Below are 16,429 nucleotides of genomic sequence, written 5' to 3' on the forward strand. Positions count from 1 at the left end.
GCGCCGGCTCAGCCGACCAGGAACTCCGCGATCACGAGTGCGAGCGTCCGCGGCTCCCAACGGTGATCGGATGCCGCGATCGCGCGCTTCTCCGCGTGCGGGAGGTTCGCGACGAGCGAGTCGGCCGCCGCCTCCATGAAGTCCATCGTCTCGGTGCCGACGAGCACGAGGGTCGGCTGGGTGATGCCCGCCCAGAGCTCGCGGCGGGGCGCCGACTGCGTCCACGCGAGCGACTCGGCATCGGGCTCGAGGCTCGGGCCGATCGCGCTCACCATCGGCCAGGCGCCGCTCGACTTCAGGCCCGCGAGCCACTCGGGCGGCATGTCCGCCATGTAGAGCTCGATCCCGGCCTCGCTGCCGCCGTCGGCCAGCGCCGTGCGGAGTGCGCCGAGGTACTCCGCACCCTCGGTGCCGAGCTCCACGTCGAGCGGCGCCTCGAACAGCACGAGCTTCGACACGGGCAGGCCGGCCGCCGCTGCCGCGAGGGCGATCGTCGCGCCCGACGAGTTGCCGAACAGCGCGACGGCGTCGTCGGCGCCCTCGGTGAGCTCGTCGATGAGCCCGCAGAGATCCTCGAGGGTCTGCGCGAGCGTGATCGGCGACTCGGCCGGACTGTCGCCGCGGCCGCGCCGATCGTAGTTCACGACCTCGAAGCCGTGGCTCGCCAGGTGCCCGGCCATCTCGGTCGTCGAGGGGTCGAACGCGCGGAACTGCATCGCGCCGCCGACGAGCACGACCGGCGGGCCGGATCCCACCCGGTCGAACCCGATGCGCGTGCCGTCGGCCGAGGTCACGTAGTCGGTCATCGCTGATCCTTCCGTGTGCCCGTCAGGCTAGCCGCGCGCGCCGGCGGCGTCACCCCGTGGCGCGGACCTGCGCGCGTCATCCCGTGGCGTGATCGAGAAGCTCGTCGGGCTTGCGACCCGTCTCGGCGACCGCGATGATCCCCTCGAGGAACGCGCGGTACGCGGCATCCGTCACCGGAGCGAGGAGGAACGACGACTCGTCGACCGGGACCACGCCGAGCTCGACGGGCTGCCCGTCGACCCGGCAGACGATGAGCACCGCGCGATCGGTCCATTCGGTGAACGTCGCAGTCCCGACCTCGACGTGATCGATCGACGAATACGGGAGCACCGTCGCTCCGGTCCGTCCGCCGATCGGTCGCTCGCGGAGTTCGATGCCCGCCTCCGTGAGCGAGAGGAGCTGGTGGCGCCGTCCGGGCTTGCGTCCGTCGTCCCTCTCGGATGCCGGGACGGGTCGGCCGTCCTCGATCCAGGCCGTGCTCGTGACCGCCACCCCGTCGGCGCCGACGGCCTCGTGCAGGGCGGCGTAGCGGGCTCGGCCGCCCGACGCCGAGACGGCGGCCGAGATGAGGCAGGCGATCAGGAAGACCGCAGCGAGGAGGGCCGGGAAGCCGACCGTGGTGGGTCGTTGCCGGTGGCGAGGAGGAGCACGCCCATCCCGCCGCAGACGGGCACCACCGTGAGCACGCGGTACGAGGGCCGCCGGCGGAGGGGGAGACCCGGCCGGCGTCGCGACGTGAGGCGGAGGCTTCGCCCGAACGCGTCGCCGAATGGGAACTGCATGCGCTCAACCGTAGTGGCGACTCCGCTGCGAACGAGTTGCAGGAAGGATCGGGCGACGCGCCGTGTGGGGCCGCCTGACTCGCCGAGGCGGAGTCGATTCTTCCTGCATTCGCTCGCTGCGAGGTGGTTGGGGTGCCCGACTCAGGTGAACGGATGCCGCGACCGTGCGACACGCGCGGCGCACCCGCGGCGATGTCGGTGGGTGGTGGCAGCATGAATGACACAACACCATATGTAGGGGTAGTGGCATCCGATGGCCCCAAGATGTCGCACTGCACTCATCGAGGGCACAGGGCGACACGCCGGGGATTCCGTCCACAGGAGAAAATCCGAACTCCCCACAGGCTGTGGATAACCGCGAGCGAGTCCGCGGGAATCCGCGGATCACCGGGGCATCCGGTTGGGGATGAACAGTGGATAACGCGGTGGAAAACTACAGGGATGTAACTACAGCATGTTGTGGCGGTTCAGTTCCGCAGACACAAGATGTAGTATTGAAGAAGCGAAATCAGCAGTACGGGGGCGGGCTCCTCCGGAGCTCGAGTACACGAAGAGAACGAGGGGAAACCATGACGGTCACGGTCTACACGAAGCCTTCCTGCGTCCAGTGCAACGCCACCTACCGCGCCCTCGACAGCAAGGGCATCGAGTACGAGGTGTTCGACGTCTCCGAAGACGAGCAGGCGCTCGCCCACGTCAAGGAGCTCGGCTACCTGCAGGCCCCGGTCGTCATCACCGACGAAGACCACTGGTCGGGCTTCCGCCCCGACAAGATCGCCGAACTCGCCTCCCGCCTCGCGTAGATCGACTGGGTCGACCGGGCAGGTTCGACTCGGGTCTCGAGACGCGGCCGACTCGTCGGGCGCCACTCGACCACCGGAAGAACGCGGCGAAGGAAGCATCATGACGAATCTCGTCTTCTTCTCCAGCGTCTCGGGCAACACCAAGCGCTTCATCGAGAAGCTCGGCCGCCCTGCGGCCCGCATCCCGCTGCATGCTCGCGACGACGCCCTGCACGCTGAGGAGCCGTTCGTGCTCGTCGTCCCCACCTATGGCGGTGGGGACGGCAAGGGAGCTGTGCCGAAGCAGGTCATCAAGTTCCTGAACGACCCGCAGAACCGCGCACTGCTGCGCGGCGTGATCAGCGCCGGAAACACCAACTTCGGGAACGCCTACGGCCTCGCCGGCGACATCATCGCCGCGAAGACGGGCGTGCCCCATCTGTATCGATTCGAAGTATTCGGAACACCAGACGACGTTCGCGCCGTCGACGAGGGATTGGACGCATTTTGGTCACGACAAGCACAGCGGCGAACTCGGCAGCAGCAGACGGCGTAGCCCTCATGGACGCTCCGCGCACCACCGTCGCGATGGACTACCACTCGCTGAACGCGATGCTCAACCTCTACGGTGCCGACGGTCGGATCCAGTTCGAGAAGGACCGTGAGGCGGCGCGGGAGTACTTCCTGCAGCACGTCAACCAGAACACCGTCTTCTTCCACTCCCTCAAGGAGCGCCTCGACTACCTCGTCGAGAAGCAGTACTACGAGCGGGCGGTGCTCGACCAGTACCCGTTCGAGTTCATCCAGAAGCTCAACGACCTCGCCTACTCGAAGAAGTTCCGGTTCGAGACCTTCCTCGGCGCGTTCAAGTACTACACGAGCTACACGCTCAAGACGTTCGACGGCAAGCGCTACCTCGAGCGCTTCGAGGACCGCGTCGTCATGACCGCACTGGGCCTCGCCCAGGGCGACGAGCAACTCGCGACCGACCTCGTCGAAGAGATCATCGGCGGCCGCTTCCAGCCGGCCACGCCCACGTTCCTCAACACGGGCAAGGCGCAGCGCGGCGAGCTCGTCTCCTGCTTCCTCCTCCGGATCGAAGACAACATGGAGTCGATCGCGCGCGGCATCAACTCGGCGCTGCAGCTCTCGAAGCGCGGCGGCGGCGTGGCGCTCCTGCTCAGCAACATCCGCGAGTCGGGCGCCCCGATCAAGCAGATCGAGAACCAGTCGTCGGGCATCATCCCCGTGATGAAGCTCCTCGAGGACTCGTTCAGCTACGCCAACCAGCTGGGAGCCCGCCAGGGCGCCGGCGCGGTGTACCTGAGCGCGCACCACCCCGACATCATGCGGTTCCTCGACACCAAGCGCGAGAACGCCGACGAGAAGATCCGCATCAAGACGCTGTCGCTCGGCGTCGTCGTGCCCGACATCACGTTCGAGCTCGCGAAGAACAACGAGGACATGTACCTCTTCTCGCCGTACGACGTCGAGCGCGTCTACGGCAAGCCGTTCGGCGACGTGCCCATCACCGAGCACTACCGCGCCATGGTCGACGACCCGCGCATCAAGAAGACGAAGATCAACGCGCGCGAGTTCTTCCAGACCCTCGCCGAGATCCAGTTCGAGAGCGGATACCCCTACATCGTGTTCGAGGACACGGTGAACGCGGCGAACCCCATCAAGGGCCGCATCAACATGTCGAACCTGTGCTCGGAGATCCTCCAGGTCAACACCCCGACCACGTACAACGAGGACCTGAGCTACGACGCCATCGGCAAGGACATCAGCTGCAACCTCGGTTCGCTGAACATCGCCCTCACGATGGACGGCCCCGACTTCGGCAAGACCGTCGAGACCGCCATCCGCGGCCTCACCTCGGTGTCGAACCAGAGCCACATCTCCTCGGTGCGGTCGATCGAGGACGGCAACGACAAGTCGCACGCCATCGGCCTCGGCCAGATGAACCTGCACGGCTACCTCGCCCGCGAGCGCATCTTCTACGGCAGCGAGGAGGGCATCGACTTCACGAACATCTACTTCTACACGGTGCTGTTCCACGCGCTGCGCGCGTCGAACACGATCTCCATCGAGCGTGGCGAGGTCTTCGACGGGTTCTGGGACTCCAAGTACGCGTCGGGCGAGTTCTTCGAGAAGTACACGGATGCCGCGTGGGTGCCCGCGACCGCGAAGGTCACGCAGCTCTTCGCCGATGCCGGCGTGCACATCCCGACGCAGGAGGACTGGCGCGAGCTCGCGGCATCCGTCAAGCAGCACGGCATCTACAACCAGAACCTGCAGGCCGTGCCGCCCACCGGCTCGATCTCGTACATCAACAACTCGACGGCATCGATCCACCCGATCGCGTCGAAGATCGAGATCCGCAAGGAAGGCAAGCTCGGTCGCGTCTACTACCCGGCGGCGTTCATGACGAACGACAACCTCGAGTACTACCAGGACGCGTACGAGATCGGCTACGAGAAGGTCATCGACACCTACGCGGCGGCGACGCAGCACGTCGACCAGGGCCTCTCGCTCACGCTCTTCTTCAAGGACACCGCGACGACCCGCGACATCAACAAGGCGCAGATCTACGCGTGGAAGAAGGGCATCAAGACGATCTACTACATCCGCCTCCGCCAGCTCGCGCTGGAGGGCACGGAAGTGGACGGCTGCGTCAGCTGCATGCTGTAGCTCCGGTGGTCGAGTAGCGCCGCCGCAGGCGACGCGTATCGAGACCCACTCCCCGCGACATCCGCTCGAGACATCCGTTCAGAAGGAACCGACATGACCCTCACAGACCCGGTGAACTCGGCGAGCAACGACCCGGCACACACCGGCGGAAAGCTGAAGCTCGTCGATCACGTCAACGCGATCAACTGGAACAAGATCCAGGACGACAAGGACGTCGAGGTCTGGAACCGCCTCGTCAACAACTTCTGGCTGCCCGAGAAGGTGCCGCTGTCGAACGACGTGCAGTCGTGGAACACGCTCACCGCCGACGAGCAGCAGCTCACGATGCGCGTGTTCACGGGGCTCACCCTGCTCGACACGATCCAGGGCACGGTAGGCGCAGTGTCGCTCATCCCCGACTCGCTCACCCCGCACGAGGAGGCGGTGTACACCAACATCGCGTTCATGGAGTCGGTGCACGCGAAGAGCTACTCGTCGATCTTCTCGACGCTGTGCTCGACGAAGGAGATCGACGACGCCTTCCGCTGGTCGGTCGAGAACGAGAACCTGCAGAAGAAGGCTGCGATCGTCATGGAGTACTACCGTGGCGACGAGCCCCTGAAGCGCAAGGTCGCCTCGACGCTGCTCGAGTCGTTCCTCTTCTACTCGGGCTTCTACCTGCCGATGTACTGGTCGTCGCGGGCCAAGCTCACCAACACGGCCGACCTCATCCGCCTCATCATCCGCGACGAGGCCGTGCACGGGTACTACATCGGCTACAAGTTCCAGAAGGGGCTCGAGCTGGTCGACCAGGCCAAGCGCGACGACCTCAAGGACTACACGTTCTCGCTGCTCTACGAGCTCTACGACAACGAGGTGCAGTACACGCAGGACCTCTACGACGGCGTCGGCCTCACCGAGGACGTCAAGAAGTTCCTGCACTACAACGCGAACAAGGCGCTGATGAACCTCGGCTACGAGCCGATGTTCCCGAAGACGGTCACCGACGTGAACCCGGCGATCCTCTCGGCGCTCTCGCCGAACGCCGACGAGAACCACGACTTCTTCTCGGGGTCGGGCTCGTCGTACGTCATCGGCAAGGCGGTCAACACCGAGGACGAGGACTGGGACTTCTAGCGCTCCTGTGAGGCGCGTCGACGGCTCTGAGGTGACCCTGCTCTGAAACGGACGCTCTGGTCCGGGTGACTGCACCAGGACTACCCTTTCGCCTGAACGCAAGGTGAGGAGTAGTCATGAAGGTCGAGGGCATCACCTGGCACGCGGTCGTGCTCGAGGATGGGACGTTCGCTGCGACCCGGAAGCTGCTGACGGAGACCATGGGCCTGTCGCCCAAGCTCGAGATGGAGGGATGGTCGATGCTCGGCATGCCGAACGGCTCGATCATCGACCTGTTCGCTCCCGAGGCGGCGTCGGAGATGTGCCCGTGGGGCCTCAACGACGGCGTCGTCTTCGGCTTCCGGGTGGACGATCTCGAGCAAGCCTCCCAGCAGTTGGAGGCAAGCGGCTGCGAGCTCCTCGGTGAGGTCAACTTCATCGAGGAGTTGAACTACTCCTGGCGCCACTTCCGCGCGCCCGACGGCCGCGTGTACGGCATCAACCAGCAGCACTGACGGGCCTGCCGGGCCGAGGCGCCGCGTCGTATCGTGGAAACGGATATCCGACGCCGCGAGGGAGGTCGAGGATGAGCGAGGATCCCCAGCGCGCGGCGTGGCAGTACCGGATCGATCGCCTCGCCCGCGAAGAGGCGATCGCCCGTGGCGAGGAGCCCGAGATCGCCGACGTCGCGTCCGAACCGGCTCGACCGTCCACGCAGGCTGAGCGATCGGCGTACGTGGAGAACGCGATCCAGCAGGCGATCCGTCGCGGTGAGTTCGACAACCTCCCCGGAGCGGGAAAGCCCCTCGAGGGGTTGACCGGGCAGCACGACCCCGACTGGTGGATCCGTCGCAAGATCGAACGCGAGCAACTGCGCGGATTGGGTCCGCCGGCGCTCACCCTTCGGGTCGAGAGCCTTGAGCTCGAGGCCCGCCTGGATCGGATGCATCGCGAATCCGAGGTGCGCGAGGCCGTCGAGGACTTCAACCGGCGCGTGATCGAGGCCCGCCGCCAGCTGCTCGGCGGGCCGCCCGTCGTGACCCCGACTCGGGATGCCGGCGACGAGGTTCGTGCATGGCGCGAGCGCCGCGAAGCCCGACAGCGGCAGGCGGCCGAGGAACGCGCACAGCTCGAGCAGGAGCGGGGGACACCACGAACTCGGTGGTGGCGGCGTCGTCAGTCCTGAGGTGGGCGACGCAGCCGCTTGACGTCGGTGCGCCGCTTCTTCGCGTCCAGTCGCCGTTCCTTGGCGCCGCGACTCGGCTTCGTCGGTCGTCGTTGCGGTGACGGCGGCCGCAGCGCGTCGGCGACCACGGCAGCGAGCCGAACGCGAGCAGCATCTCGATTGCGCAATTGGGCGCGGTGCTCGGATGCTGCGATCGTCAGTACCCCGTCGACGAGGCGATTGTTCAGACGGTCGAGCAGCCGCTCCCGCTGGTGCGGAGTGAGCGCTGTCGAGCCGGCCACATCCCACACGAGCTCCGCTCGGGAGTCGGCGGTGTTCACACCTTGCCCGCCGGGACCTGACGACCGGGAGAAGCGCCAGGACAGCTCCGACTCGGGGATCGTGAGTCGGGAGTCGACCCGAAGGCCGGGGCGGTGGGCGGCGGGCATGAACCCATCATCCTCTTGTGGTCGAGCACTACGGGCGAGTCATATGCTCCTGCGCTCATGTGATTGGAGCCTTTTCACAATCACTGGGCACTTGCGTCGAGGTTTCCTCAATCCTCGCGCCAATCTTCGCGTGGCCGACTCCCGTCAGGACTACAACATCCCCAATCGGAAATGCAGTCGGATCGACCTGGGGGGATCTCATGCGTTGGATATGGTTCAGGGCCTCGGCCGCAATCGTCGCGAGTTCGGGCGTCGTCGCCGGACTGCTGGTCAACATCGATCGCGCCACACGCGAGGGTCAGGTTCGCGGTGACGTGCTGGCGAACTACTTCAGCCTGTTCACGATCGTGTCGTCGATCCTCAGCGCCGTCGTGCTGACGATCGCGGCGCGATGGATGTTGCGGCACCCCGGGCCCTCGCCTGAGCCGGTCAGCATCGCCATGGCGATCGCCGCGGTCACGGCGCCGGTGATCCTGCTCGGCATCGTGTTCAACGTGCTGCTGCGTGGGAATCCAGCCCCGATCGCCGCCACCGACCCCGGCTGGGTCTCATTCATGGACTCGTGGGCCACGGAGACGCTCCACGTCGTCCTGCCGATCTACTTCGTGATCGACCTGCTGTTCGCGAGCAGGCGCCGCGCGCTCCCGTGGTCGTCGCTTGCCATCATCGTCAGTTACCCGCTCGCGTGGACCGTCTACACGATGGTCCGCGGGGAACGCGTGGTCAACCCCGACGGCAGCACGCCCTGGTGGTACCCGTACGGGTTCCTCGACCCGCACACTGCGGGCTACGTGTCGGCGTTCACGTACATCGGCGCCATCCTGTTCGCGTTCCTGCTGCTCGGCGCCGCCATCATCGGGATCGGTCGGGCTCGCGAGCGGCGCGCCGCTCGTCAAGAAGCGTCCACACGGTCGCGCATCGGTGGCCTGCCGCTCTGAACCTCACCCGCCCGCGATCCGTGCTCGCCGACGATGACGGGAAGTGACCTCGTGCTGGACACCGCTTCACTCCACCTCCCCGCACCACCAACCGCACGCCAGGTTCGTCGGTCGGGTCTCATCTCGTACTGGCGATCGAAGCTCTGGGGCCTCCTCCTGTCGATCGTCACCGATGGGGTGACGACCATCCGGGCCAACGCAGCTGAAGCGGTCCCGCTCGCTTCGAAGCCGCCGGTTCCGGATGGGCCGCTCGTCGTCATCGCCAACCACTCATCCCACGCCGACGCGGCCGTCCTGCTCGCAACGCTCGGTCGGTCCCGCCCGGTCAGGTTCGTCGCCGCGGCCGACTACTGGTTCGGCAAGCGGCGGAACAAGCTCGTCGCGAACTGGCTGGTCGGCATCTGGCCCATCCGGCGTGACCGGAACGGCATGAAGGATCTGCTCGCCGCCGCTCCGACCGTCGCAGCGGGTGTCGTCGTCGTGGTGTTCCCGGAGGGCAGCCGCCGGCGCACACCGAAGCTCTCCGGCTTCAAGCGCGGCGCGTTCGAGCTCGCCGCGGCATCCGGGGCCAAGGTCCTGCCCGTCGGCCTGGCCGGCGCAGGCGACCTGCTTCCGGCGGAACGGAAGCTCATCCGTCGCGGGCCGGTGGAGGTGCGCTGGGGTGAACCCGTTCACCGTCGAGACGGGGCATGCGGAGGAGGCTGCCGCGGCAGCGTTCGAAACCATCGACACCCTCATCGAAGCGCCCGCCACCCAGCGCCCCGGCCGTGCCTGGATCCGGGTGCGCCGCATGGCGTTCGCCGCAGCGGGGCTGGCACTGGTCACCGCCTGGGCCTTCGCGGAAGGCATCTTCTGGCCGCTGATCGCGGAGATGCCGCTGCTGCTGCTCGTCTGCACGGTCGGACGGTCATGGCGCGGCCCGCTCCTGATCGCGGGATCCGCCCTCGCCTCCGCCCTCGGAATCCTCACCACCTGGTGGCTGGTGTCGCACGGCGTGGACACGCCCACCCCGTTGACCACGGCGCGGATGCAAGAGACCGCGATGTACGAGCTCGCGACCGACCCGTCGAACGCGTTCGCGCATCAGATGTTCAACGGCATCCCCGTCAAGGTGTATGCCCACAGCGCGGGTGAACTCGGAATGGACCTCCACGACGTCGCCTCCTCGATGCTTCCGAGGCTCGCTCGTATCGGAATCGTCGGCTGCATCGGATGGGTCGCGGGTGGTCTGCTGTCCCGCTACCTGAAACCGTGCCTGGGCGCCGTGCAAGCCGTCTGCCTGACGTTGTTCCCGCTCGCGCTCGGCCTCGTCATCTGGTGGTGGTCGTGATGCGCGGCCTGTACGCGGCGAAGCCGTGGTTCACCCGGCAGCTCGGGAGAATCGTGACCACTGCGGTCGACCGCGGGTGGTCGCCGGATGCGTTCACGGCGGTCGGTGTGGCCTTCGCCGTCGTGGCCGCCGGCGGCCTGCTCGTCGGATCCTGGCCAGTGGTGCTCGTCGGACTGGTCGGTCGGCTCGCCGGTGCGAACCTGGATGGCGCCGTGGCTCGAGCCCGAGGAGTCAGCCGCCCGTTCGGGTTCGTCCTCAACGAGATCGGCGACCGCGTCTCGGATGTGCTGCCGTTCGCGGCCCTCGGCATCCTCGCGTGGCAGTCCGGTTCCGTCCCTGCCTTGGTGCTGGCCCTGGTCGCGATGACGGCCGCGTCATGGCCGACCTTCATCTCGCTGTCCGCAGCGGCGGCCGGCGCGCCTCGAATCAACGGTGGACCGTTCGGGAGGACGGAGCGCACCCTCACCGTCTTCCTCATGTCGGTCGCGTTCACGTGGTTCCCCGTCCCTGCCGTGATCGGCGTCGGCTCGGGGGTGATCATCGCCGGTTCGGCGTTGACTGCTGCGACTCGGGCTCGAGCAGCCCATCGCCACCTCCGACTGGTCGACGCATGACCTGGCTCGGGCTGAGTGCCCCTGCGACCGTCGGACTCATCGTGCTCCTGGCCACCGCTCTGCCCGTGCTGCTCTTCGGAAACTCGACCATCCGAAGCAGATGGCTGACCTGGGCCGTCATCGGGGTGGTCATCGGCGCAGCGGAGGCGGTCGGCGTCGCCGGTGCGGTCATCGTGGCGGTCGCGGTCAGCGTCGTGTGCATCGTCGAGTACGTGAAGCTGGCCGGCCTCCGAGCCGTCGATCTCGCGGTCCTGATCACCGCCGGCGTCGGCGCACCGGTGTTGGCGGCGGTGCATCCGGCCGCGGTCAGCGCGTGGCTCCCGTTCGCGTTGCTGGCCGCCGCGGTGCTTCCCGTGCTCAGCCGGGATCCGGAGTCCGCCCTCCCACGAGCCACCGCTGCGGTGTTCGGGATGCTGTGGCTGGTCTGGGCGCCCGCGCAGCTGGTGATCATCCATCAGGACCTGACCCTGCTGGTCCTGACCGTCGCGCTCACGGACGTGACCAGCTGGGCGGTCGGGAAGACGCTCGGCCGGCTCCCCGGGCTGCGTGTTCATCCTTTCGCGGTGTCGCCGAACAAGACGGTCGCCGGGCTGCTGGGCGGGGCGGTCGCCGCCGCGGCCGTCCTGCTGCTCACGGGGCAGTTCAGCTGGGTGTTGCTGGTCGCGGCAGCGGTCGGTGCGCCGCTCGGTGATGTGGTCGCGTCGATGGTGAAACGGCACGCCGGTGTGAAGGATGCCGGGGCTTGGCTTCCGGGGTTCGGCGGGCTGCTCGACCGGGCCGACTCCCTGCTCGTGGTGGCGCCGCTCTTCGCCGCCTCTCTCGCCTGAGGCCGGTCAGCTCGCCCGGCGGTAGCGGATGTGCGTGGCCAGCGGCGAATGCAGCACCTCGACGGGCTCGAACCGGAAGGATTCCACGCCGTCGAAGATCCGCTCGCCGGTCCCGAGCAGGACCGGGGCGATGTCGAGCGTGAGCTCGTCGACCACCCCGGCGATGAGCGCCTGCCGAACGGTGGAGGCGCCGCCCGCGATGTCGACCCCGTGGTCGCCAGCCGCCTCACGTGCGCGTGCATACGCGACGTCGAAGCCGTCGGTGACGAAGTGGAAGGTCGTCCCGCCCTCCATCTCGATCGGTTTGCGAGCGTAATGGGTGAGCACGAACACCGGCGCGTGATACGGCGGCTCGGCTCCCCACCACCCGCGCCAGTCGTCATCCCACTCACCGCGGATCGGCCCGAACATGTTGCGGCCCATGACGTAGGCGCCGCGCGGGCGCATCAGCCAGCCGACCGCGATCTCGTCGGCCTCGTTGGCACGCGCATCACCGGTATGCCAGCCGTGCAGTTCGAATCCGCGCTTGCCGAGCGGGTTCTCGCGACTCTGGTCCGGCCCGGCGACGAAGCCGTCGAGCGAGATCGACATGTGGCAGGTGGTGTCCGGCATCCCGACCCAGCGTACTCGTGCGGTCACACATGCGACGGGGTAGCGTCCAGTGATCGGATGCCTCATGCGACGTGGAGGGGCGGGGACGGGGATGGCAGACCAGGATGACCGCTCGGTCGACGAGTACCTCGCTTCGCTCGATGAGCAGACGGCCACGGACAGCGAGACGCTGATCGAGATGATGCGGCGGATCAGTGGGCAGGAACCCACGCTGTGGAATGTCGGCACCATCGGATTCGGCACGTACCACTACCGGTACGAGAGCGGCCGCGAGGGAGACGGCCACACCATCGGCTTCTATCCGAGGAAGGGCAAGCTGACCGTCTACCTGATGGATGGCACGGCACGCCACTCGGCGCTCCTGGCGGAACTGGGCAAGCACTCCACCACGGGATACTGCGTCTACATCAAGCGGCTCAGCGACGTCGACCCGGTCGTGCTCGAGCGGATCGTCCGAGCGTCGTACGAGTACGTCGAGTCGAAGTCGCAGGAGGGGCCGATTCGCGAGATCCTCTGGAAATCCGAGGCATAGCCGATCACGCGCCTCAGCCTTCGGCCGGCTCCCGCGGCGGGTTGTACATGAACTCGAGGCGGATACCGTTGTCGTCCTCGACGAAGGACGCGTAGTAGCGGTCGTTGAACCGCGGGTAGAGCTTCGGCTCGCGCACAGCCGTCCAGCCGGCGTCGAGGGCGATCGCGTGCAGGCGATCGACCTCGTCGCGGGAGTCGATGGCGAAGGCGAGGTGCTGCCAGCCGACCCGGCCGTGCCGGTGAGGCCCGGTACCGGCTTCGCGCGCGGGGAAGAGGATCAGTTCCTCGACGCCCCGGTACCAGGACACTCCGTTATCGGCATCCTGCCGCGTGCAGCCGAGCGCCTGCATGACGGGATCGAACTGGGCGACCGAACGAGGCAGGTCATCGACGGTGATGCCGAGGTGATCGAAGAGAGGCACCGGGACATCCTATGGGGGCGACATGCGACACCGCCCGCGCGCTCCGGAACTCGCAGAGCGCACGGGCGGCCCGGCACGGCACAGCACGTGCGAACGGGCTATTCGACGAGCTTGCCCGCCGTCGACACCTCGCGCATGAGCGCCGCGATCTCCTCCGGGATCTCGGGGATGTCCTCGCGGGTCACGCCCGTCGACGGCGACCACACCAGGTTCACCTGCAGCGACTCGTCGATGGCCGGGTAGTCGCTCCGGTTGTGGCATCCGCGGGTCTCGCGCCGTTCGAGCGCGGCCTCGAGGGTCGCGCGAGCGGAGAGCGCGGCCGACTTCAAGTCGAATGCGTGCGCCAGGTCCTGGTAGCCGGCGATGTCGGGATGCACGCCGATGTCGGCCATGCGCGCCTCGATCCCGTCGAGCTCCGCGAGTCCGGCGAGGAGGCCGGCCTCGTCGCGCACCACGCCGGCGTGCTCGGTCATGGTGTTGCGGATGGCACGCTGGAGGGCGCGGACGTTCTCCGAGCCATCCGATGCCAGCAGCCCGGCGATCTCGGAGCGCGCTGCCTCGACCGCGGCCGCCGAGCGATGCTGCGCGGGGAGCGCGGCAGAGTACGCTGCCGCCGCCTGTCCCACGATGCGTCCGAAGACGAGCAACTCGATGAGCGAGTTACCGCCGAGGCGGTTGGCGCCATGCAGGCCCGAGGATGCCTCGCCGATGGCGTAGAGGCCCGGGACATCCGTGCCGTGGTCATCGGGGCGCACCCACACCCCGCCCATCGAGTAGTGCGCGGTGGGCGCGATCTCGATCGGCTCCTTCGTGATGTCGAGCATCTGCAGCTCGAGCATGGTCTGGTAGACGCGGGGGAGGCGCTGCATGATCGTCTCGCGCGGGAGGTGCGAGACATCCAGCCAGACACCGCCATTGGGGGTTCCGCGTCCCTCCTTGATCTCGGTGTAGGCGGCGAGCGCGACACGGTCGCGCGTCGAGAGCTCCATGCGCTCGGGGTCGTACTTGGCCATGAAGCGCTCGCCGAGGCCGTTGGTGAGGATGCCGCCTTCGCCACGCGCCGCCTCGGAGATGAGGGTGCCGGCGGCGCTCTCGGGCTCGATGATGCCCGACGGGTGGAACTGCACGAGCTCGGGGTCGCGCACGCGGCCGCCCGCCTCGACAGCGAGGCGCCACGAGTCGCCCGTGTTCTCGTCGCGACGCGACGAGGTGCGGCGCCAGATGCGGTTGTGGCCGCCGGCGGCGAGGATGACTGCGTCGGCGTGGATGAGGTAGCGCGTGCCGTCCTCGAGGTCGAAGCCGTAGGCGCCGAAGACCGCGCCGTCGTCGTTCACGAGGATGCGCGTGACGTACACCGTGTCGAGGATCGGCACGTTGAGCTGCGCGGCCCGGTTAATGAGGGTGCGCTGGATCTCGAGGCCGGTGTAGTCGCCCGCGAACGCGGTGCGGCGGTAGGTGTGGGCGCCGAAGAAGCGCTGCGAGATGCGGCCGTCGTCCTCTCGGGCGAACGGCATGCCGTAGCGCTCGAGGTCATGGATGCCGCGGGCCGCGTTCTTCGTGACGATCTCGACGGTGTGCGGGTTCGCGAGGAGGTAGCTCTCCTTCAGCGTGTCGGCGGCGTGCTGCTGCCAGCTGTCGTCGGGGTCCATCGTGGAGAGCGCGGCGTTGATGCCGCCGGCGGCGAGCGAGGTGTGCGCGTCGGACTTGGCGCGCTTGCCGAGCGCGAGCACGTCGACGCCCGCCTCGGCGAGTTCGATGGCGGCGCGCAGGCCCGATCCGCCGGTGCCGATGACGAGCACGGTCGTGGAGAGCTGCCGCTCGGACGTGGTACTGGTGGTCATGCGCTCCACGCTAAGCATCCCTCGCGTATTACTCCAATGCATATTCGGCGTGCGAACCATGCGCGTATCCTATCGACATGAACCTCGAGCAACTGCGCAGCTTCGTCGAGGTGGCGAAGTTCGGCAACTTCACCCGGGCCGCCGAGGAGCTCTACCTCGCCCAGCCCTCGCTGAGCCGCCAGATCGCCGCGCTCGAGCAGGATCTCGGCGCCGAGCTCTTCCACCGCGCCCGAGGCGGCAGCACGCTCACGGTCGCGGGCGAATCGCTACTTCCGCTCGCGCGCCGGATGCTCGCCGACGCCGACTCGGTGCGGCGCGAGCTCGCCGAGCTCGCCGGCCTCGAGCGCGGCCGGGTCCGGCTCGGCGCGACGCCGACGCTCTGCATCAGCCTCGTCGCCGAGGTGTTCAGCGCGTTCCACGCGGAGCATCCCGGCATCGAACTGCACCTGTCCGAACAGGGCTCGCGCCGGCTGCTCGACGAGCTCGGCAGCGGCGAGCTCGACCTCGCGCTGATCACGACCTCCGACGCCGCGACCGCCGAGCGGTTCACGGTCACCCCGCTGCTCGTCGAAGAGCTCGTGGTCGTGTCATCCGCCGCCGCACCGCCGGTCGCCGCCGGCGACTCCATCGCGCTGGCGGAGGTCGCGGGACTCCCGCAGATCGTCTTCAGCTCCACTTACGACCTGCGCAGCACCACGGATGCCGCGTTCCGCACGGCCGGCCTGACGCCCGAGGTCGTGCTCGAAGGCGCCGAGATGGACGCCGTGCTGCGGTTCGTGGAACGCGGGCTCGGCGTCGCGATCGTCCCTGCGATGGTGCTCATCGATCGCCCCGGCCTGCGATCGGTGCGGCTCGAGGCGCCGACGCTGACCCGCACGATCAACCTCGCGCGTCCGACCGACGTCGCCGCGACCGCGGCGGTCGACGTCATGCAGCGCACGATCGCCGCCACCGCCACCGCGTTCGCGGCCAGGGCGGGCGAGACGATGCGGCTCGCCGGCGCGACGCCCTGACCCGATTCCTCGTCGTTCAGTCTTCGATAGGCTCCCAGAGCAGCTGGGCCACATCCAGCACGAGCTGGGGGCCGGCATCCGAACCGCTGGAGGATCGCACTTCGCCGACGCACACGCACACGACGTCGTTCAGCCTGCGGTAGTCGGGATGATCGCTCAGGTGCAGCACCGTGCCGACGATCTGCCGCGAACCGACCGGGTGAGTCCGCCCATACCCGTGGCATTCGAACATGATCGTGGCAGCGTCGTCCGTCTCGATCACCCCGCGCATGTCGGGCAGGAACGGACCCTCGTCCGTCCGCCGCAGCGGGGCATTCGCCGCCCGGAAGCGACCGGTCAGCGCGCCCTCACAGGATCCCTCCGCCAGGTAGAAGTGCTGCTGCCAGCCGCCCTCGACGTCGACCGCCCAACCCTGCGGATAGACGAATCGAATTCGGTAGAGATACTCGAGCCGCATCCGCCCCGCTCCTCGCTTCGGACTCGATCGTTCAGGTGCGGCTCCGGGCCGCGCGACCCACGGTAGAAGT

General features: G+C 67.9%; 19 protein-coding genes and 1 pseudogene. 13 read left to right on the forward strand and 7 right to left on the reverse strand.

Annotated features, from left to right (window positions below):
- Positions 1 to 8 precede the first annotated feature (8 nt).
- Together ACFVN5_RS14450 and ACFVN5_RS14455 are read right to left on the reverse strand one after the other, a co-directional pair.
- Positions 9 to 806: an alpha/beta fold hydrolase gene (locus ACFVN5_RS14450; protein WP_376955934.1), complete on the reverse strand. Its 798-nt coding sequence runs from the start codon at positions 804 to 806 to the stop codon at positions 9 to 11.
- A 76-nt stretch (positions 807 to 882) separates the two neighbouring features.
- Positions 883 to 1,299, reverse strand: coding sequence for a hypothetical protein (locus ACFVN5_RS14455; RefSeq protein ID WP_376955935.1), 417 nt, complete (start codon positions 1,297 to 1,299; stop codon positions 883 to 885).
- Positions 1,300 to 2,158: 859 nt separating this feature from the next.
- On the opposite strand from ACFVN5_RS14455, the gene nrdH reads away from it, so the two are divergent.
- The 6 genes from nrdH to ACFVN5_RS14485 all read left to right on the forward strand — a co-directional run bounded on the left by nrdH (position 2,159) and on the right by ACFVN5_RS14485 (position 7,346).
- Complete coding sequence (nrdH, locus tag ACFVN5_RS14460) at positions 2,159 to 2,392, forward strand: glutaredoxin-like protein NrdH (protein ID WP_148732445.1); 234 nt, start codon at positions 2,159 to 2,161, stop codon at positions 2,390 to 2,392.
- 100 nt (positions 2,393 to 2,492) lie between these two features.
- Entirely contained in the window at positions 2,493 to 2,927 is a 435-nt protein-coding gene (gene nrdI / locus ACFVN5_RS14465) for a class Ib ribonucleoside-diphosphate reductase assembly flavoprotein NrdI (protein WP_376955936.1), read from the forward strand.
- Between the two features lie 5 nt (positions 2,928 to 2,932).
- On the forward strand, positions 2,933 to 5,065 hold the full coding sequence (gene nrdE / locus ACFVN5_RS14470; protein WP_376955937.1) for a class 1b ribonucleoside-diphosphate reductase subunit alpha: 2,133 nt from the start codon (positions 2,933 to 2,935) through the stop codon (positions 5,063 to 5,065).
- A 93-nt stretch (positions 5,066 to 5,158) separates the two neighbouring features.
- Positions 5,159 to 6,181 (forward strand): class 1b ribonucleoside-diphosphate reductase subunit beta, encoded by a 1,023-nt coding sequence (nrdF, locus tag ACFVN5_RS14475; protein ID WP_376955938.1) that lies wholly within the window; start codon positions 5,159 to 5,161, stop codon positions 6,179 to 6,181.
- Between the two features lie 116 nt (positions 6,182 to 6,297).
- Positions 6,298 to 6,675, forward strand: a complete 378-nt coding sequence (locus ACFVN5_RS14480) for a VOC family protein (RefSeq protein WP_376955939.1) — start codon at positions 6,298 to 6,300, stop codon at positions 6,673 to 6,675.
- A 71-nt stretch (positions 6,676 to 6,746) separates the two neighbouring features.
- On the forward strand, positions 6,747 to 7,346 hold the full coding sequence (locus tag ACFVN5_RS14485) for a DUF1992 domain-containing protein (RefSeq protein ID WP_376955940.1): 600 nt from the start codon (positions 6,747 to 6,749) through the stop codon (positions 7,344 to 7,346).
- Here ACFVN5_RS14485 and arfB read toward each other — a convergent pair.
- On the reverse strand, positions 7,337 to 7,774 hold the full coding sequence (arfB, locus tag ACFVN5_RS14490) for an alternative ribosome rescue aminoacyl-tRNA hydrolase ArfB (protein ID WP_376955941.1): 438 nt from the start codon (positions 7,772 to 7,774) through the stop codon (positions 7,337 to 7,339). The two genes, ACFVN5_RS14485 and arfB, sit on opposite strands and share 10 nt — an antisense overlap.
- 200 nt (positions 7,775 to 7,974) lie before the next feature.
- On the opposite strand from arfB, the gene ACFVN5_RS14495 reads away from it, so the two are divergent.
- From ACFVN5_RS14495 to ACFVN5_RS14515, 5 genes and pseudogenes are all read left to right on the forward strand, one after another.
- Positions 7,975 to 8,712 carry a Pr6Pr family membrane protein gene (locus tag ACFVN5_RS14495; RefSeq protein WP_376955942.1) on the forward strand — a complete coding sequence of 246 codons (738 nt, stop codon included), beginning with the start codon at positions 7,975 to 7,977 and terminating at the stop codon, positions 8,710 to 8,712.
- A gap of 33 nt (positions 8,713 to 8,745) precedes the next feature.
- Positions 8,746 to 9,288 (forward strand): annotated as a pseudogene (locus ACFVN5_RS14500) (lysophospholipid acyltransferase family protein); the annotation flags it as partial.
- A gap of 85 nt (positions 9,289 to 9,373) precedes the next feature.
- On the forward strand, positions 9,374 to 10,042 hold the full coding sequence (locus tag ACFVN5_RS14505) for a hypothetical protein (protein ID WP_376956843.1): 669 nt from the start codon (positions 9,374 to 9,376) through the stop codon (positions 10,040 to 10,042).
- Complete coding sequence (locus ACFVN5_RS14510) at positions 10,042 to 10,656, forward strand: CDP-alcohol phosphatidyltransferase family protein (protein ID WP_376956819.1); 615 nt, start codon at positions 10,042 to 10,044, stop codon at positions 10,654 to 10,656. Before ACFVN5_RS14505 ends, ACFVN5_RS14510 begins: the two co-directional genes overlap by 1 nt.
- Positions 10,653 to 11,483: a phosphatidate cytidylyltransferase gene (locus ACFVN5_RS14515; protein ID WP_376955943.1), complete on the forward strand. Its 831-nt coding sequence runs from the start codon at positions 10,653 to 10,655 to the stop codon at positions 11,481 to 11,483. The genes ACFVN5_RS14510 and ACFVN5_RS14515 overlap by 4 nt, the downstream gene beginning before the upstream one ends.
- A gap of 6 nt (positions 11,484 to 11,489) precedes the next feature.
- Here the strand turns inward: ACFVN5_RS14515 and ACFVN5_RS14520 are convergent, their stop codons facing one another.
- Complete coding sequence (locus tag ACFVN5_RS14520) at positions 11,490 to 12,095, reverse strand: dihydrofolate reductase family protein (RefSeq protein WP_376955944.1); 606 nt, start codon at positions 12,093 to 12,095, stop codon at positions 11,490 to 11,492.
- A 64-nt stretch (positions 12,096 to 12,159) separates the two neighbouring features.
- On the opposite strand from ACFVN5_RS14520, the gene ACFVN5_RS14525 reads away from it, so the two are divergent.
- Positions 12,160 to 12,627: a DUF1801 domain-containing protein gene (locus tag ACFVN5_RS14525; RefSeq protein ID WP_376955945.1), complete on the forward strand. Its 468-nt coding sequence runs from the start codon at positions 12,160 to 12,162 to the stop codon at positions 12,625 to 12,627.
- Positions 12,628 to 12,640: 13 nt separating this feature from the next.
- On the opposite strand, the gene ACFVN5_RS14530 is transcribed toward ACFVN5_RS14525, so the two are convergent.
- Positions 12,641 to 13,048 carry a VOC family protein gene (locus ACFVN5_RS14530; RefSeq protein ID WP_376955946.1) on the reverse strand — a complete coding sequence of 136 codons (408 nt, stop codon included), beginning with the start codon at positions 13,046 to 13,048 and terminating at the stop codon, positions 12,641 to 12,643.
- A 98-nt stretch (positions 13,049 to 13,146) separates the two neighbouring features.
- Positions 13,147 to 14,889: an L-aspartate oxidase gene (locus ACFVN5_RS14535; RefSeq protein ID WP_376955947.1), complete on the reverse strand. Its 1,743-nt coding sequence runs from the start codon at positions 14,887 to 14,889 to the stop codon at positions 13,147 to 13,149.
- A gap of 77 nt (positions 14,890 to 14,966) precedes the next feature.
- On the opposite strand from ACFVN5_RS14535, the gene ACFVN5_RS14540 reads away from it, so the two are divergent.
- Positions 14,967 to 15,902 carry a LysR family transcriptional regulator gene (locus ACFVN5_RS14540; RefSeq protein WP_376955948.1) on the forward strand — a complete coding sequence of 312 codons (936 nt, stop codon included), beginning with the start codon at positions 14,967 to 14,969 and terminating at the stop codon, positions 15,900 to 15,902.
- Positions 15,903 to 15,918: 16 nt separating this feature from the next.
- On the opposite strand, the gene ACFVN5_RS14545 is transcribed toward ACFVN5_RS14540, so the two are convergent.
- On the reverse strand, positions 15,919 to 16,359 hold the full coding sequence (locus tag ACFVN5_RS14545; RefSeq protein ID WP_376955949.1) for a hypothetical protein: 441 nt from the start codon (positions 16,357 to 16,359) through the stop codon (positions 15,919 to 15,921).
- Positions 16,360 to 16,429 lie beyond the last annotated feature (70 nt).

Source organism: Agromyces sp. NPDC057865, assembly GCF_042796995.1.
Taxonomy (GTDB): Bacteria; Actinomycetota; Actinomycetes; order Actinomycetales; family Microbacteriaceae; genus Agromyces.

Bases quoted from the DNA above. Each gene is read 5' to 3' on its own strand.
- ACFVN5_RS14495 (WP_376955942.1), top strand. From the start codon at position 7,975: ATGCGTTGGATATGGTTCAGGGCCTCGGCCGCAATCGTCGCGAGTTCG.
- nrdH (WP_148732445.1), top strand. From the start codon at position 2,159: ATGACGGTCACGGTCTACACGAAGCCTTCCTGCGTCCAGTGCAACGCC.
- ACFVN5_RS14540 (WP_376955948.1), top strand. From the start codon at position 14,967: ATGAACCTCGAGCAACTGCGCAGCTTCGTCGAGGTGGCGAAGTTCGGC.
- ACFVN5_RS14450 (WP_376955934.1), bottom strand. From the start codon at position 806: ATGACCGACTACGTGACCTCGGCCGACGGCACGCGCATCGGGTTCGAC.
- nrdE (WP_376955937.1), top strand. From the start codon at position 2,933: ATGGACGCTCCGCGCACCACCGTCGCGATGGACTACCACTCGCTGAAC.
- ACFVN5_RS14510 (WP_376956819.1), top strand. From the start codon at position 10,042: ATGCGCGGCCTGTACGCGGCGAAGCCGTGGTTCACCCGGCAGCTCGGG.
- ACFVN5_RS14535 (WP_376955947.1), bottom strand. From the start codon at position 14,889: ATGACCACCAGTACCACGTCCGAGCGGCAGCTCTCCACGACCGTGCTC.
- arfB (WP_376955941.1), bottom strand. From the start codon at position 7,774: ATGCCCGCCGCCCACCGCCCCGGCCTTCGGGTCGACTCCCGACTCACG.
- nrdI (WP_376955936.1), top strand. From the start codon at position 2,493: ATGACGAATCTCGTCTTCTTCTCCAGCGTCTCGGGCAACACCAAGCGC.
- ACFVN5_RS14520 (WP_376955944.1), bottom strand. From the start codon at position 12,095: ATGCCGGACACCACCTGCCACATGTCGATCTCGCTCGACGGCTTCGTC.
- ACFVN5_RS14480 (WP_376955939.1), top strand. From the start codon at position 6,298: ATGAAGGTCGAGGGCATCACCTGGCACGCGGTCGTGCTCGAGGATGGG.
- ACFVN5_RS14545 (WP_376955949.1), bottom strand. From the start codon at position 16,359: ATGCGGCTCGAGTATCTCTACCGAATTCGATTCGTCTATCCGCAGGGT.
- ACFVN5_RS14485 (WP_376955940.1), top strand. From the start codon at position 6,747: ATGAGCGAGGATCCCCAGCGCGCGGCGTGGCAGTACCGGATCGATCGC.
- ACFVN5_RS14515 (WP_376955943.1), top strand. From the start codon at position 10,653: ATGACCTGGCTCGGGCTGAGTGCCCCTGCGACCGTCGGACTCATCGTG.
- nrdF (WP_376955938.1), top strand. From the start codon at position 5,159: ATGACCCTCACAGACCCGGTGAACTCGGCGAGCAACGACCCGGCACAC.
- ACFVN5_RS14525 (WP_376955945.1), top strand. From the start codon at position 12,160: ATGCGACGTGGAGGGGCGGGGACGGGGATGGCAGACCAGGATGACCGC.